The organism is Cupriavidus sp. 05L411 (assembly GCF_056398045.1).
In genome coordinates, this window is record NZ_JBFTOQ010000002.1 from 42110 (window position 1) to 57442 (window position 15333).

Below are 15333 nucleotides of genomic sequence, written 5' to 3' on the forward strand. Positions count from 1 at the left end.
TTCGATTCGTGCCGCCTAGATATCGGCGATCACCTCGTTGCCGCGCTCCTCGAGCCAGGTGCGCCGCTGCGCGGCCTCGCCCTTGCCCATCAGCATATTCATCACGCCCACGGTCTGCGGCAGGTCGAAATGGCCGAGCGCCACCGGCAACAGGCGGCGCGTGTCGGGATTCATGGTGGTTTCCCACAGCTGCTCGGCATTCATCTCGCCCAGGCCCTTGAAGCGCGAGATCTGCCAGCCGCCTTCCTTGATGCCATCCTTCATCAACTTGTCCTGGATGGCCACCAGCTCACCGTCGTCCAGCGCATAGAGCTTCTGGGCCGGCTTCTTGCCGCGCGCCGGCGCATCCACCCGGAAAAGCGGCGGGCGGGCCACGCACACGTTGCCGTTGTCGATCAGCCTGGGGAAATGCTTGAAGAACAAGSTCAGTAATAGCACCTGGATGTGCGCACCGTCCACGTCAGCGTCGGACAAGATACAGATCTTTCCGTAGCGCAGGTTGGACAGGTCGGGCTCATCGTTGGGCCCGTGCGGGTCCACGCCGATTGCCACCGCGATGTCGTGCACCTCGTTATTGGCGAACAGGCGGTCGCGCTCGGTCTCCCAGGTGTTGAGCACCTTGCCGCGCAGCGGCAGGATGGCCTGGAACTCCTTGTCGCGCCCCATCTTGGCCGAGCCACCGGCCGAGTCGCCCTCGACCAGGAAGAGTTCGTTGCGGGTGACGTCGGTGGATTCGCAGTCGGTCAGCTTGCCGGGCAGCACGGCCACGCCGGAACCCTTCTTCTTTTCCACCTTCTGCGCCGCGCGCGTGCGCGCCTGCGCCTGGCGGATCACCAGCTCGGCCAACTTCTTGCCGTACTCGACGTGATGGTTGAGCCACAGCTCCAGCGCGGGGCGGCTGAAGGTGGACACCAGCTTCACCGCGTCGCGGCTGTTCAGGCGCTCCTTGATCTGGCCCTGGAACTGCGGGTCCAGCACCTTGGCGGACAGCACGAACGAGGCACGGGCGAACACGTCCTCGCTCATCAGCTTCACGCCCTTGGGCTGCAGCGCGTGCATCTCGATAAAGCTCTTGACCGCCTGGAACAGGCCTTCGCGCAGGCCGGACTCGTGCGTGCCGCCAGCCGGCGTGGGAATCAGGTTGACGTAGGACTCGCGCACCGGCGCGCCATCTTCGGTCCACGCCACCACCCAGGAAGCGCCCTCGCCCTCGGCAAAGCCATCTTCCGCCGGGTTGGCGTCCGGGTCGGCGAAGTGCTCGCCTTCGAACATCGGCACCACCAGCTCGGCGCCGCTGCCCTGCGCCAGCGCTTCCACCAGGTAGCCCTTGAGGCCCTGCTCGTACTGCCAGGTCTGGCGCTCGCCGTTTTTCTCTTGCAGCAGCGTGACCTTGACGCCCGGCAGCAGCACCGCCTTGCTGCGCAGCAGCCGCTGCAGCTCGGCCATCGGGATCGCAGCCGAATCGAAGTACTTCGCGTCGGGCCAGACCTGCACCCGCGTGCCGCCCTTCTTCTCGCCGCGCTCAAGCTTGCGTGTGGCGAGCGGCACGGTGACGTCGCCGCCGGAGAAGGTCAGCGTGGAGCAGTTGCCGTCACGCCATACGGTCACGTCGAGACGGGTCGACAGCGCATTGGTAACGGAGACGCCCACACCGTGCAGGCCGCCCGAGAAGGCATAGGCACCGCCCTTGCCCTTGTCGAACTTGCCGCCCGCGTGCAGGCGCGTGAACACGATTTCCACCACCGGGACCTGCTCTTCGGGATGGATGCCGACCGGGATGCCGCGGCCATCGTCCTCGACGCTGATGCTGCCGTCGCGGTGCAGTGTGACCATGATCTCGGAACCGTGGCCGCCCAGGGCCTCGTCGGAGGCATTGTCGATCACCTCCTGCACGATGTGCAGGGGATTGTCGGTACGGGTGTACATGCCGGGTCGTTGCTTGACCGGCTCCAGGCCCTTCAGGACCCGGATGGAGGATTCGCTGTACTGACTGATTTTGCTCGCCATGGAGTCGCTTGCTTAGTGGGATTCTCGGCCAGCCTTGGCGGGGGCGCGGTTGCCGCACGCCAGCCAGGGGGGCCGGGCAGCCTGCATTGTAATGGAAGCGGGTAGCCGTCTTGATGCCAATCGTCACCAGCAATTGCCATGCGCGATTCGGCACATCCGGTGTCGCGGGCGGCACCGGAGTGACGCCCGACGTCCTCCCGGGATGCGGGGTACACTCGCTCGCACCGGCGTGGCCAAGGCGGTTCCGGACCGCGCCGACAAAACTAAAACAGCACTACGCACACCCAGCCAGGATGCAGGACGCCATGCAGAACACGATTCAACACACACCAAGAAAACCACTCTCCCTGACAACCGTATTGATTTGTGGTGGCCTGCTCGTCACCTTGTCGATGGGTATCCGGCACGGCTTCGGCCTGTTCAACCTGCCGATCACGCAGACCCACGGCTGGAGCCGCGAGACCTTTGCCTTCGCGCTGGCGCTGCAAAACCTGATGTGGGGCGTGACCCAGCCGTTCACGGGCGCGCTGGCCGACAAGTTCGGCGGCTTCCGCATCATGCTGGTCGGCATTGCGCTGTACGTGGCGGGCCTGGTCGTGATGGCGATGGCCACCTCCGGCACCGCCTTCGCCTCTGGCGCCGGCATCCTGATTGGCATAGCGCAGTCCGGCACCACCTATAGCGTGGTGTACGGCGTGATTGGCCGCGTGGCCAGCCCCGAGAAGCGCGTGTGGGCCATGGGCATCGCGGCGGCCGCGGGCTCGTTCGGGCAGTTCCTGATGATCCCGGTGGAGCAGACGCTGATCTCGACTGCCGGCTGGCAGAATGCGTTGTTCATCCTGGCGGTGCTGGCTTGCCTGATGCTGCCGCTGGCCTTCAGCCTGCGCGAGCCGCAGGGCGCGACGCACGTGCCCGGCTTCCAGCAGACCATCGGCCAGGCCGTGCGCGAAGCGTTCGGCAACCGCAACTTCCAGTTGCTCACGCTGGGCTACTTCGTCTGCGGCTTCCAGGTGGTGTTCATCGGCGTGCATCTGGCGCCCTATCTCAAGGACCGGGGCCTGACCGACCCGAAGATCGCGACCGTGGCGCTGGCGCTGATCGGGCTGTTCAATGTGTTCGGGACCTATAGCGCTGGCGCGCTGGGGCAGCGTGTGCCCAAGCGCTTCCTGCTTTCGCTGATCTACATCACCCGGTCCGTGGTGATTGCCGGCTACCTGCTGCTGCCGCTCACGGCCACCAGCACCTGGGTGTTCGCCGCGATGATGGGTTTCCTGTGGCTGTCCACGGTGCCGCTGACCAACGGCATCATCGCGCAGGTGTTTGGCGTGCAGTACCTGTCGATGCTGTCGGGCGTGGTGTTTTTCTCGCACCAGATCGGCAGCTTCCTGGGTGCGTGGCTGGGTGGCTTCCTGTATGACCGGACCGGCACCTACAACACGGTCTGGATGATCGCGATCGGGCTGGGCGTAGTGGCCGCCCTGGTCAACCTGCCGATCCGCGAGCATGCGATCGCGCGGCCGCAAGGGGCCGCGGCATGATCACGGCACGCCCCGCCGGCCTTGCGCTTCGGGCAGCAGGCTTCGCGGCGCTGGCCGGGGTGCTGGCGCTGGCCTTCATGGCCTACCTGCGGCCGGCTTTCATGGTGGATCTGACGAACATGGTGCTCGCCTGGTGCGGGTGAGGATGCGAAGACTAACAATCGCCCATTGTTCCCCTCCCCCCGCGTGCTGGAAAAAACCGTAGCTCCGCTTCTAGTGGCTCCTAGCTAAGCCACCCCTCTCCCCGGCCCTCTCCCCTGAGGGGAGAGGGAGAGAGAGCCGTCGTCATGGCAAGCGGTGCTGGCCTTACGGCGCCTCGGCCTTGGTCTTGGCTTCCAGCACTTCCCAGCGCTCCAGCGCCTCCAGCAGTTCCAGGTCGATCTCATCGTGGCGGGCCGCCAGCTGCGCGGCCTTGCCCGCGTCGCTCACATACAGCGAGCCGTCCGCCAGCTGTGCGCTGACGGCCTTCTGCTCGTTTTCCAGCGAAGCGATACGCTCCGGCAGTGTGTCCAGCTCGCGCTGTTCCTTGTACGACAGCTTGACCAGGCGGTTAGCCGCGCGGGCTTCGCGCGGCTTCGTGCTTTCCGCGGCGGCCTTGCCCTCGCCACCGCGCGCGTCCTGCATGGCCGCGCTGCGCGCCGACTGGACCTGCCAGTCGGAGTAGCCGCCCACGTACTCGCGCCAGCGCCCGTCGCCTTCGGCGGCGATGGTGGAGGTCACCACGTTGTCCAGGAAGGCCCGGTCGTGGGACACCAGGAACACAGTGCCGCTGTAGTCCTGCAGCAGTTCTTCAAGCAGTTCCAGCGTGTCGATGTCGAGGTCGTTGGTCGGCTCGTCCAGCACCAGCACATTGGCCGGGCGCGCGAACAGGCGCGCCAGCAGCAGGCGGTTGCGCTCGCCGCCGGACAGCGATTTGACCGGCGAGCGCGCGCGTTCCGGCGCGAACAGGAAATCGCTGAGGTAGCTCATGACGTGCTTGCGCTGGCCGTTGATCTCGACCCAGTCGCTGCCAGGGCTGATGGTATCGGCCAGCGAGCGCTCCAGGTCCAGCTGCGTGCGCATCTGGTCGAAATACGCCACCTGCATGTTGCTGCCGTTCTTGACCGTACCGGCATCCGGTGCCAGCTCGCCCAGGATCAGGCGCAGCAGCGTGGTCTTGCCCGCGCCGTTGGCGCCGATCAGGCCGACCTTGTCGCCGCGCATGATGGTGCCGGTGAAGTCGCGCACCACCATCTTGCTGCCAAAGGCTTTGCTGACATCCGTCAACTCGGAAACGATCTTGCCGGAGCGCTCGCCTTGCGACACTTCCAGCTTGACGTTGCCCTGCACGTCGCGGCGCGCCGCGCGGTCCGTTCGCATCGTCTCCAGGCGCTGGATACGCGCCACGCTACGCGTGCGGCGCGCTTCCACGCCCTTGCGGATCCAGACTTCTTCCTGCGCCAGCAGCTTGTCGAACTTGGCCTGCTCGACCTGCTCGGCGGCCAGCAGCTCGGCCTTGCGCGCCTGATAGGCGGCGAAGTTGCCAGGAAAGGAAATCAGCCGGCCACGGTCGAGTTCGATGATGCGGGTGGCCACGCGGTCCAGGAAGGCGCGATCGTGGGTGATCAGCAGCACGCTGCCGCGGAAGGCCAGCAGCAGGTCTTCCAGCCAGCGGATCGCTTCCACGTCCAGGTGGTTGGTCGGTTCGTCCAGCAGCAGGATGTCGGGTTCGGCCACCAGGGCCTGCGCCAGCGCCACGCGCTTTTGCATGCCGCCGGATAGCGCATCCACGCGCACATCGGCGCTCAGGCTGAGTTGCGCCAGCGTGGTTTCGACCCGCGTGCGCAAACCCCAGGCACCGGCGGCGTCGACTTCCGACTGCAGGCGGTGCAGCTCGGCCAGCGAGTCCTCGTCGTGGTTGTCGTCCAGCCCCGCCAGCGCCGCTTCATAGGCAACCAGCAGGTCGTGGATCTTGCCCAGGCCCTGGGATACGGCGTCGAATACGGTCACACCCGCCTCGAACTGCGGCTCTTGCGGCACATACGCCGAGGTCACGCCGCTCTGGCGCGCGATCAGGCCATCGTCCGGCGCGGACAGGCCGGCCACGATCTTGAGCAGCGACGACTTGCCGGTGCCGTTGCGGCCAATCAGGCCGACGCGCTCGCCGGCTTCCAGCGAGAAGTCGGCATGGTCGAGCAAGGCCACATGCCCGAAGGCAAGCTGGGCGTCGGAAATCGAAAACAGGGCCATGGGAGCAATACGAAAGGAGACAGCGAAAAGGAGGCAGTTCAAGGGGGCAGTTCAAGCGGCTTGAACCCGCGGCCGCGCGCCGGCGTCGGACAGCAACCGGGCGGCGGGGTGCCAGGTAGCCGGCATTGTAGACCACCGGCGCCCGCGCTCGCCGGAGGCGGCGCAAACCCCTGGCCTGCGGCCGCCACAAAAAAAGAAGGGCCCGCGCTCGCGCGGGCCCAAGAGTCTCTCCTCGGTGCCCTGCTCGCAAGGCACGGAAAGGAGCATAGCAAGCGCCCCGGGCTGGCTCTAGTCGTACAAGTCCGTAAGGGAAAGTCCCGTCAACGCCCCCTTGCGGCGCGCCTCTTACACGTCTGCCACGCGCCTGTTGCGCGCCGTGCAGTCTGGCGGCACGCCAGTGCTGCAGCGCATCGAACAGACCGGCGTGCTGCGCATCGCCCACCGCGGGAGCTCGGTGCCGTTCTCCTTCGTGTCCGACGGCAAGCCCTACGGCTATGCCATCGACCTGTGCCTGCGGGTGGCCGACGCCCTGCGCGGCGCGCTCCGGCTCCCGGGCCTCAGAGTGGAATTCGTTCCTGTCACGCCGGCCCGCTACACCGCCACCAACGAGCTACTGACGATCGAGCCCTACGCCATCATGCTGTCGAAACAGGACGCCGAGTTCAAGCGGCTGGTGGACAAGACCCTGGTCGCCTCCATCTATTCGCTCGATACCCAGAAGCTCTACAAGAAATGGTTCCAGTCGCCGATCCCGCCGCAAGGGGTCAACCTCGACATCCCGATGAGCCACCTGCTGCGCGATTCCTTCAAGTTCCCCAGCGACAAGGTCGCCGACTGAGCGCGCGTCCGGAACGGCACAACTCGTGCGAAGATGGCGGCCCAGCCGCTTTTTCCGCACGCGTTGCGTCGAGTGCCGTCCCATGTCCAGCCCTATATCCAGCACGCCCCTGAAGCTGACCGATCTCTCCGTCTCCGCCCTGGTCGCCGGGCTGATCGCCATGCTGACCGGCTACACCAGTTCGCTGGTGCTGATGATCCAGGCCGGCCAGGCAGCCCATTTGTCGGACGCGCAAGTCGCCTCGTGGATCTGGGCCTTGTCCATCGGCATGGGCGTGACCACCATCGGACTGTCCCTGCTGACGCGGGCGCCCATCGTCGTTGCCTGGTCCACCCCTGGCGCCGCACTGCTGATCGCCAGCCTTCCCGGCGTGCCCTACGCGCAGGCCATCGGCGCCTTCGTCATGGCGGCGGTGCTGATGACCGCCGCCGGCATGACCGGTTGGTTCGACAAACTGATGCGCGCGCTGCCGGCCAGCATTGCCTCAGCGCTGCTGGCCGGCATCCTGTTCCGCATCAGCGTCGACGTGTTCGTGCAAGCCCAGCATCAGACCCTGCTGCTGCTGGTGATGTTCGCGCTGTACCTGCTGGGCAAGCGCTTCTGGCCGCGCTACGCGGTGCCGGGCGTGCTGCTGGCGGGCGTGGCGCTGGCCGGCGCGCTTGGCCAGCTGCATTTCGAATCGTTCCATTTCGCGCTGGCCAAGCCGGTGTGGACCACGCCAGCGTTCTCGCTGCAAGCCTTCGTCAGCATCGCGGTACCCTTGTTCATCGTGGCGCTGGCGTCACAGAATATTCCCGGGCTGGCGGTGCTGCGCGCCGACGGCTATCACGTACAGGCCTCGCCGCTGATCACCGTCACCGGCATCGCCTCCGCCATGCTCGCCCCGTTCGGCTCGCACGGCATCAACCTGGCGGCCATTACCGCGGCCATCTGCACCGGCGCGCAAGCGGATCCGGACCGCAACCGGCGCTATACGGCAGCGGTGGTTTGCGGCATTGGCTATCTGGTCGCGGGGGCACTGGCAGCCAGCATCGCCGCGCTGTTCGCGGCGTTCCCCAAAGCGCTGGTCGTGGCGGTGGCCGCGTTTGCCTTGCTCGGCTCCATCGCCAGCGGCCTGACCACGGCCATGCAAACGCCGGCCGAGCGCGAATCCGCCCTGCTGACGTTCATGATCACCGCCTCAGGCATGACGCTGGCCGGCGTGGGGTCGGCCTTCTGGGGTGTGGTGGGCGGCATGCTGGCGCTGATCGTCTTGCGGCCGCGTACCGCTGCCAAGGCCGGATAAGCGCGAGCGCTTACAGCAGCAGGAAAGCAATGTCGGCGGCGCCGATCCCGGAGACCGGTGTGCCCTTGCGCCGCTGGAACAAGATGTGCTGCAGCACCCGGTCGCGGTGCTCGGCAAACGTGGCGGGATCAAAGCGCAGCGCGGTAAGCGCATAGTGCTCGGAGAGCAGCTTGTAGACCCGGTGGCGCACCATCAGCATCTCGCTCTCGGCGCGCAGGCGGCTAATCTCGCCGGCGTTATCCTCCTCCAGCTGACGCATGCCGACCACCACGCGCGCGTGCATGCCACGGTAGCGATCCAGCTCGCCGTGCGCCTTGCGCAACTCCTCGCGCAGCGCCCTCACCTCCTGCTGGAGCTTCAGGTTGTGCTGCACGCCTCGCTGTATGCGCGACGCCTCTTCCAGCGCCACATCCGCTGCGGCAATCGTGTTCTGCCAGAGCCCCTGACCCGTCGTCTGGCCATCCACCTGCGGCCACACGGTCTGAACCTCATCCTCGCCTTTCATGGCGCTCCCCCTGCGAACCTGACTCACCCGCCACTGGCTTTATCACGACTGCCAGCTGGTCGGGACAACCGCGACCACCCCACAACGATGCTCCGGACTACCGGCGCTTGAACAACGCGCTCTACCTCGATTGAAGATGGCATCCCGGCAAGGGACAACCACCTGAAAGGAGGGATCGTCAGACCGAAAAACGGCCTCGACCATGCTTTGCACTGTACACCTGGCAAGGCCCGCCGGGCAGCTATGGGAAAATGTGGCCCCAGCGACAGCCAACGTCAAGGACCCATCCATGAATGCCTATGTACTACTGGCCCTCGCCATCGCGGCCGAAGTCATTGCCACCAGCAGCCTCAAGGCCGCCGAGAATTTCACGCGCCTGTGGCCAAGCGTGCTGGTCGTGGCCGGCTATGTCAGCGCCTTCGTCCTGCTGATGCAAGTCATGAAAACCGTGCCCGTGGGCATCGCCTACGCGATCTGGTGCGGCGCGGGAATCGTGCTCGTGACGCTGATCGCCAGCGTGTTGTATCGGCAAGTGCCGGATCTGGCGGCCTGGGCGGGGATTGGGCTGATTATTGCGGGGGTGGCGGTGATTCAGCTGTTTTCGAAGATGGGGACGCACTGAGACGCGTGCGCCGTGCGGCGGCAAGCCTCTGCATTTCAACTGGGCGAAGCTTTGATGAATCGCTGAGACAATGGGGTGGTCCCGCCGGCAGGAATCGAACCTGCATTTCACGCTTAGGAGGCGCGTGTTCTATCCATTGAACTACGGCGAGACGATAGACACTCCCGGATCGGTGAGTGCGCCTTGGTGGCGCGGATCCGGAGCAGGCCGGAGTATATCAAAATCCTCACCGCCCAAGAAACGCGCCACTCCCTCTTCAGCACTCGCCTTTCTTGGCGTGCCCTGGGGGACAGTGATAGCCCTTGTCTTTCTTGCCATACCCGCCATCGCCGCGTCCGTCCCAGCGCTCGGGCATCAACACCCAGCCACCGCTGGCCTGCACCCAGCGCGGCGCCTCGTAGACGTAGCCGGCGCGCTCGCGCTCCCATTTGCCCTTTTTCCATTTGTGCTTGTGGCCGCGACCGTCCCAATCCCAGTAGCCGGGGGCCCAGACGTAGCCGGGACGCGCAACCGGGACGGCTTCATAGACGGGGGCCGGCGGCGGAACGCCAATCGCCACATTGATTGACACCTGGGCCTGCACCGCCGGCGCCACGCCCAACCCACCCGCCAAGCCCGTTACTGCCGCCGCGCACAACAGAATCTTTCGCATATTGTTCTCTCGCTTGCCTGTGTTGTTCAGGAGCGAGAATAGCCTGACCCGGAACTTCAGGCTGTTAGCAAAGGTATCCATGGATGACATTTGTCGCGCGAAGGAAACGCAGCGGCATGGCTAGGTGCGGTTAGCAGAACCGCCAGCCCCACAAACGAGAAGCCCGCCAGGAAACTGGCGGGCTGGTTGCGGACGGTCCGGACCTTCCAGGTCAACGCCGGCGCTATCGCGGCAACAGTCGTTGCAAGCAGCGTTTCCCATGATTCCGCCCATGACGCGGACGTCCCTCCGGACCACCCGGAGAGTCGAAGGAAAGCTGGCAGTGACGCCGACTGCCGCGATATCAGCGGCTAGCAGCACTTAAAGCAAAGCGCCGAGGAAGGTCAGCGGGTATTCCAGGTCCACCACCTTGCCGGGCAACCGTGTGCCCGACGGCTTCAGTATAGGCAGGCAGCCCACGGATGCAACTTTGAACGCGGCGGGGGACATCTCGAAGAAAGTGCGCAATGACACGCAAAATCTCGCGCTTCGGCCGCATTTCGGCCTCAAAAAGGAATTCCTATCGCAGTGCAACAAACCTACTTTTGTTTCTGCTATAATTCGCGCCGTGAGTTCGCACTGTGAGTTGTGCAACACGCCAGCCGGGTTCTTCCGGCAGGCGATACCGCCCCCGCTCTCAAGCTCTGCTCCCCGGTCCCGCCGACTGGCCTGCTTTATGTTGCCGTGCTGTTTGCTGCATCAAGGCCAAGTGGTGATACCCGACAGAACGCATTTCTCACCGACGTCGCCTCGTCTCCGATCCTGTTGAATAGCTCTATAGAGCTGTTTGCCTGCCAGGGACTGCCGCCCGGCCTTGTGCCCGGTGTCACCCTGCCTGCCGCCGTACTGCCAGCTGTGTCTGTCGTAACGGCCTCACCGATTGGCGCCGAAGCCTTTTTAAGACTTTGCACTGCGCCCGCCCCTGTTCGCTAGTTCGGCATGGGGTGCCATGCATTTAAAGAAAATTACGACATGACCCAGCACGACATTCGTGCGGAGCAAGATTTTGCCTCCGCCGCCGACGCATCGATCGAAGCCGCAGCCATCGCCACCCCCGCTATCCAGGATCTGAGCCCGCTCGACAAGCTCGACGCCATCCTCAGCCCGGAAGCCGCCGTGGCGCCTGCCGCTGTTGCCATCAATGCCGAAAACGGCTTCGCCAAGCTCGGCCTCGAAGAAGCCATTCTTCGCGCCCTGGTTGAACTGAACTACACCACGCCGACCCCGGTGCAGGCACAAGCGATCCCCGCCTTCCTGGCTGGCCGCGACCTGCTGGTGTCGAGCCAGACCGGCTCGGGCAAGACCGGCGCCTTCATCCTGCCGGCGATCCAGCGCATCAGCGAGAAGGCTTCGCCGAATCGCCCGCGTTCGGACGATCCGGTCAAGCGCATGAAGGGCAAGCGCCCCCGTCCGTCGCCGGCGCAACCCGCGCTGCTGGTGCTGACCCCGACCCGCGAGCTGGCCCTGCAAGTTACCGAAGCCACCGCCAAGTACGGCCGCCACCTGCGCCGCATCGTCTGCGCCAGCATCCTGGGCGGCATGCCTTACCCGAAGCAGCTCGCCGCGCTGTCCAAGATGCCTGACATCCTGGTCGCTACCCCGGGCCGCCTGCTGGACCACGTTGAAGCCGGCCGTATCGACCTGTCCCAGCTGGACATGCTGGTGTTCGACGAAGCCGACCGCATGCTCGACATGGGTTTCGCCGACGATATCGACGCCATCGTTGCCGCYACCCCGGCCACCCGCCAGACGCTGATGTTCTCGGCCACGCTGGACGGCCGCATCGCCCAGCTGGCTTCGCGTCAGCTGCGCGATCCGCAACGCATCGAAATCGCCGCGACCCGCGCCGACCAAAGCAATATCGAACAGCGCCTGCACTTCACCGACGACATGTCGCACAAGGAAAAGCTGCTGGACCACCTGCTGCGCGACACCACGCTCAAGCAAGCCATCGTCTTCACTGCGACCAAGCGCGATGCCGATTCGCTGGCCGAGCGCCTGTCGGACACCGGCTTCGCAGCCGGCGCGCTGCACGGCGACATGACCCAGGGCGCGCGTAACCGCACCCTGACCTCGCTGCGCCGCGGCAACCTGCGCATCCTGGTGGCAACCGACGTGGCCGCACGCGGCATCGACGTGCCCGACATCACCCACGTGGTCAACTTCGACCTGCCCAAGCAAGCGGAAGACTACGTCCACCGTATCGGCCGTACCGGCCGTGCTGGCCGCTCGGGCGTCGCCATCAACCTGGTGAACCACGGCGACATGTTCCAGTGGAAGCGCATCGAGCGCTTCACCAACAACCGTGTCGACGCATCGGTGATCGAAGGCCTGGAGCCGCGTCGCTCGCCGAAGCCGCGTTCGGGCTTCGCCGGCAAGCCGGGTGGTGACCGCGGTGGCTACCGTGGCAACAGCAATGGCGGCGRCTATCGCGGCGGTGAAAACCGCAGCTTTGGCGACCGCAAGTTCGGCGGCGGCGAAAGCCGCGGCTTCGGCAGCCGTGACGGCGCCCCGCGTCCCGCAGGCGATCGCCCGTTCGGCGACCGTGACGGCAACCGTGGCTTCGGCGACCGCAGCAGCCTGGGCAACCCCAATGGCAACAGCACCGGCTATCGTGGCCAGGGCGGCCAGGGCGCAGCCGGCGGCCAGCGCAGCTTCAACAACGAAGGCGGCGGCTACCGTGGCGGCGACAATCGTGGCTTCGGCAATCGTGAAAGCGCGGCTCCCCGCAGCTTCGGCGACGGCAATCGTGGCGGCTTTGGCGGCGGTGCAGCCGGCAATGGCGGCAACGGTGGCTACCGTGGCGGCGAAGGCCGCAGCTTCGGCAACCGCGATGGCAACCGTGAAGGCGCGCCCCGCAGCTTCGGCGGCGGTCAGCGCAGCGGCAACGGCAACACCGGTGGCCGCTCGCGTTTCGAGCGTTAATTCGCCGGGCTGAACAGGTTCACCGCTTAGGCGGTGATGCCTCGCAAAGCCAAAGAAAAGGGCACCTTCGGGTGCCTTTTTCTTTGGCCGCCTTCTTTGGCCGCCTCAACCAATGCCGCTCGCCACGGACAATCAGCGCCCCGCTACATCGAACAACTGCGAAAGCCGACGAACGCGAAATCGTCCTCGGGCAGCAGCGCCATGCGCGCGCGTGCATGACGCTGGCGCGCCGGGCTGGCGAAAGACGTGCTCCGCACCGCCTGGTGGCTGGCAAAGCAGTACACGTATTCCATATCGGCGGGGTCCGCCTCGAATCCCGCGTAGGGCTCGTACGGCGTCGCCGTCCACTCGCGCACCATGCCCCAGCGCAGGCCGCCCCGATCCYGGACCGCCGCCAGCTCCCATTCCGTTTCCGTCGGCAGGCGCCGGCCTGCCCAGGCGCACCAGGCTTGCGCCTCGAACAGACTGACGTGACGTACCGCTTCGTCTGGGTTCAACGTGCGCAGACTGCCGAAGCGCAAGGCCATCCAGGTCCGCGACTCAGGATGGCGGGCCCAGTAGCGCGGCGCCGAGCGATCCTGCATCATCAGCCACTGGCGACCCGCCGCCGACCACCAAGAGGCGCGCTCATAGCCGCCGTCCTCCACGAAATCGAGGAACTGCGCATTGCTGACGGGCGCGGCATCCATCTCGAAAGCTGGCACATAGGTAGGCTGCGGCGGCAACTCGTCGGGCAGCGCGAAGCCATCTGGCGCGTTCCAGCCCTGGATGAAACGCCCGCCGGGAAACTGCAAGGTGCCGCCGTGCGGCACCGATACCGACGGCAGGACGACCGCAGGCTCCACGGGGACAACGCCCAGCGCCTGCAGCAGCGCGGCGATGGCCTCGCCCTGGCAGTCCTCGTGAAACAGCGCGCGGCGCCAGGCGTAGAGCGTGGCATCGCCATCATCGGGTTGCGCCGCCAGCCGGCGCAGGACGGCATCGAGCACGTCGGCGGCGTAGCGCTTGACCACGGCCACGTCGGGCAGCGTGACCTCCCAACGGGCATCGGGATCAATGCGATCGGGATCGAACCACTCGTCCGCGCCGGTCAGCAGCGACGGCACACTGGCCACCTGCAGCCAGGCGCCATCGCGCTCGAGCGTGCGCACGTCACGCAGGCACCACCATTCGGCATACCAGGCCACATGCCCCAGCGTCCACAGCGGCGGGTCGGCAAAATCCTGGCGAGGCACCTCCCAGCCGCGCCGGGTCTGGCCAAAAGCTGCCAGCCAGGCCAGGGTGCGGTTGCGCGCTTCCACCAGCGCCTGCGCCAGGCCTTCGCGCGGCAGCCGCCGGGCATCGGCCCAGACGGCCTTGCCGCCGTCGAAATGAAGGTCGGGAAGCATGGAAAAGCCGCTCATCGAACACCCTGCCGGAGAATGGGATTGGCACCCGGTTGCGTGATCCGGCGAGCCGCGTGCGCCATGCGCCGCACCTTTCGCCGAAGAGATGCGGGCATTATGACACCAGCCCCACCTGCCCCCTCGCGGTGTGCCTGGTGGCTTCAGGCTTCAGGCCCGGGCGTGGAACACCGCGAACCATCCGCGCGGATCGCTCCACCAGACCGGATCATCGAAGCCCGCAGCCTCGAGCAAGGCGGCGAAGTCGTCTGGCCGGTATTTATACGAATCCTCCGTATGAATCTGCTCGCCCGCGCGGAACCCGCGGCTACCCTCCGCCCAGCGCACGGTGACCTCGCGCTCAGCTTGCAGGTGCATCTGGATGCGCGACCCCTCGCGGTCGAAGCTAGCCACATGGCGCCAGTCCTCAAGCTGGAAGTCGCTGCCCACGATGCGATTCAGGTTGCGCAGCACATTGCGATTGAAGGCGGCGGTCACACCCAGCGGATCATCATAGGCGGCCACCAGCGCCTGCTCGTCCTTGAGCAGGTCCACGCCGATCAGCACGCCATCCCCCCTGCCCGCCGCGGCCCGCAGCCGCTGCAGCAAGGCCTGCGCCTGGGCTGGTGCGAAATTGCCGATGCTGGATCCTGGATAAAAAAACAGGCGGCGCCCGCTCCTGACCTCGGGCGGCAGGTCGAGCGGCACGCACAGGTCGGCGCCCAGGCCAAGCATGGGAATCTGCGGATGCTGCTGCTGCAGGCAGAACAGCGTGCCGCGCAGGAACTCCACCGAGATATCCAGCGCCACGTATTGCGCCGGCTGCAGGCTGCCGAAGAGCCGGGCCGCCTTCTGGCAGTTACCCGCGCCGAGGTCGATCAGCACGCAGCCACTGCCGGCGCGCGCAGCCATGGCGGGAGCAAATGCCGAAAAGACCGAGGCCTCGGTGCGCGTGGGGTAGTACTCGGGCAGGTCGGTGATGGCCTCGAACAGGCGCGAGCCGAGCACATCGTAGAAGAACTTGGGGCAGATGCTGGCGGCGCTGGCCAGCAGGCCCCGCGTGATCTCGCCGCGTAGCGCGCCGCTGTCCTCGTGGTACTGCTGGATGAAATCCAGCCGGGGCACCGGGTTCGGTTGTGCATGGCCGCTGCCGACGACGACGCTGCTGGCGGGGGGGCCGTTGGGTTTCAGGGCCGCGGTGCCGTTGTGATTGGCTTGGGTGTGATTGAGGCGTACGTTCAGTGGATTCAGCGGGGTCGGGACTGCCGGCATGACGTTTCCTTGATGGTCGATGGGCACTGCATAAAACCC

At 66.1% G+C, this 15333-nt stretch carries 13 protein-coding genes and 1 tRNA gene; 6 read left to right on the plus strand and 8 right to left on the minus strand.

Annotated elements, in window-relative coordinates; genetic code table 11:
- Positions 1-15 precede the first annotated feature (15 nt).
- On the minus strand, positions 16-2007 hold the full coding sequence (locus tag AC1DQR_RS02465) for a DNA topoisomerase IV subunit B (protein WP_477132463.1): 1992 nt from the start codon (positions 2005-2007) through the stop codon (positions 16-18).
- A 305-nt stretch (positions 2008-2312) separates the two neighbouring features.
- Between AC1DQR_RS02465 and AC1DQR_RS02470 the strand changes: the two genes are divergently transcribed.
- Both AC1DQR_RS02470 and AC1DQR_RS02475 read left to right on the plus strand, forming a co-directional pair.
- Positions 2313-3545 carry an MFS transporter gene (locus tag AC1DQR_RS02470; protein WP_477132464.1) on the plus strand — a complete coding sequence of 411 codons (1233 nt, stop codon included), beginning with the start codon at positions 2313-2315 and terminating at the stop codon, positions 3543-3545.
- Complete coding sequence (locus tag AC1DQR_RS02475; RefSeq protein WP_174427383.1) at positions 3542-3688, plus strand: hypothetical protein; 147 nt, start codon at positions 3542-3544, stop codon at positions 3686-3688. Before AC1DQR_RS02470 ends, AC1DQR_RS02475 begins: the two co-directional genes overlap by 4 nt.
- A gap of 163 nt (positions 3689-3851) precedes the next feature.
- Here AC1DQR_RS02475 and AC1DQR_RS02480 read toward each other — a convergent pair whose 3' ends face one another.
- Positions 3852-5774, minus strand: a complete 1923-nt coding sequence (locus AC1DQR_RS02480) for an ATP-binding cassette domain-containing protein (RefSeq protein ID WP_477132465.1) — start codon at positions 5772-5774, stop codon at positions 3852-3854.
- A 331-nt stretch (positions 5775-6105) separates the two neighbouring features.
- On the opposite strand from AC1DQR_RS02480, the gene AC1DQR_RS02485 reads away from it, so the two are divergent.
- Positions 6106-6612: a type 2 periplasmic-binding domain-containing protein gene (locus tag AC1DQR_RS02485; protein WP_477132466.1), complete on the plus strand. Its 507-nt coding sequence runs from the start codon at positions 6106-6108 to the stop codon at positions 6610-6612.
- Positions 6613-6694: 82 nt separating this feature from the next.
- A complete protein-coding gene (locus tag AC1DQR_RS02490) occupies positions 6695-7897 on the plus strand; it encodes a benzoate/H(+) symporter BenE family transporter (protein ID WP_477132467.1) in 1203 nt (400 codons plus the stop codon).
- 10 nt (positions 7898-7907) lie between these two features.
- Here the strand turns inward: AC1DQR_RS02490 and AC1DQR_RS02495 are convergent, their stop codons facing one another.
- Positions 7908-8402: a hypothetical protein gene (locus AC1DQR_RS02495; protein WP_150990765.1), complete on the minus strand. Its 495-nt coding sequence runs from the start codon at positions 8400-8402 to the stop codon at positions 7908-7910.
- Between the two features lie 289 nt (positions 8403-8691).
- On the opposite strand from AC1DQR_RS02495, the gene AC1DQR_RS02500 reads away from it, so the two are divergent.
- Positions 8692-9024, plus strand: a complete 333-nt coding sequence (locus tag AC1DQR_RS02500) for a DMT family transporter (RefSeq protein ID WP_416049259.1) — start codon at positions 8692-8694, stop codon at positions 9022-9024.
- A gap of 76 nt (positions 9025-9100) precedes the next feature.
- Here AC1DQR_RS02500 and AC1DQR_RS02505 read toward each other — a convergent pair.
- From AC1DQR_RS02505 to AC1DQR_RS02515, 3 genes are all read right to left on the minus strand, one after another.
- Positions 9101-9175, minus strand: a tRNA-Arg gene (locus AC1DQR_RS02505).
- A gap of 105 nt (positions 9176-9280) precedes the next feature.
- Positions 9281-9676 (minus strand): YXWGXW repeat-containing protein, encoded by a 396-nt coding sequence (locus AC1DQR_RS02510; RefSeq protein WP_477132562.1) that lies wholly within the window; start codon positions 9674-9676, stop codon positions 9281-9283.
- A gap of 360 nt (positions 9677-10036) precedes the next feature.
- Complete coding sequence (locus tag AC1DQR_RS02515) at positions 10037-10189, minus strand: hypothetical protein (RefSeq protein WP_477132468.1); 153 nt, start codon at positions 10187-10189, stop codon at positions 10037-10039.
- Between the two features lie 498 nt (positions 10190-10687).
- Between AC1DQR_RS02515 and AC1DQR_RS02520 the strand changes: the two genes are divergently transcribed.
- Positions 10688-12640 carry a DEAD/DEAH box helicase gene (locus AC1DQR_RS02520; protein ID WP_477132469.1) on the plus strand — a complete coding sequence of 651 codons (1953 nt, stop codon included), beginning with the start codon at positions 10688-10690 and terminating at the stop codon, positions 12638-12640.
- Between the two features lie 143 nt (positions 12641-12783).
- Here AC1DQR_RS02520 and AC1DQR_RS02525 read toward each other — a convergent pair whose 3' ends face one another.
- A complete protein-coding gene (locus AC1DQR_RS02525) occupies positions 12784-14043 on the minus strand; it encodes an SUMF1/EgtB/PvdO family nonheme iron enzyme (protein WP_477132470.1) in 1260 nt (419 codons plus the stop codon).
- Positions 14044-14193: 150 nt separating this feature from the next.
- Positions 14194-15294 carry an L-histidine N(alpha)-methyltransferase gene (gene egtD, locus AC1DQR_RS02530; RefSeq protein ID WP_416049262.1) on the minus strand — a complete coding sequence of 367 codons (1101 nt, stop codon included), beginning with the start codon at positions 15292-15294 and terminating at the stop codon, positions 14194-14196.
- Positions 15295-15333 lie beyond the last annotated feature (39 nt).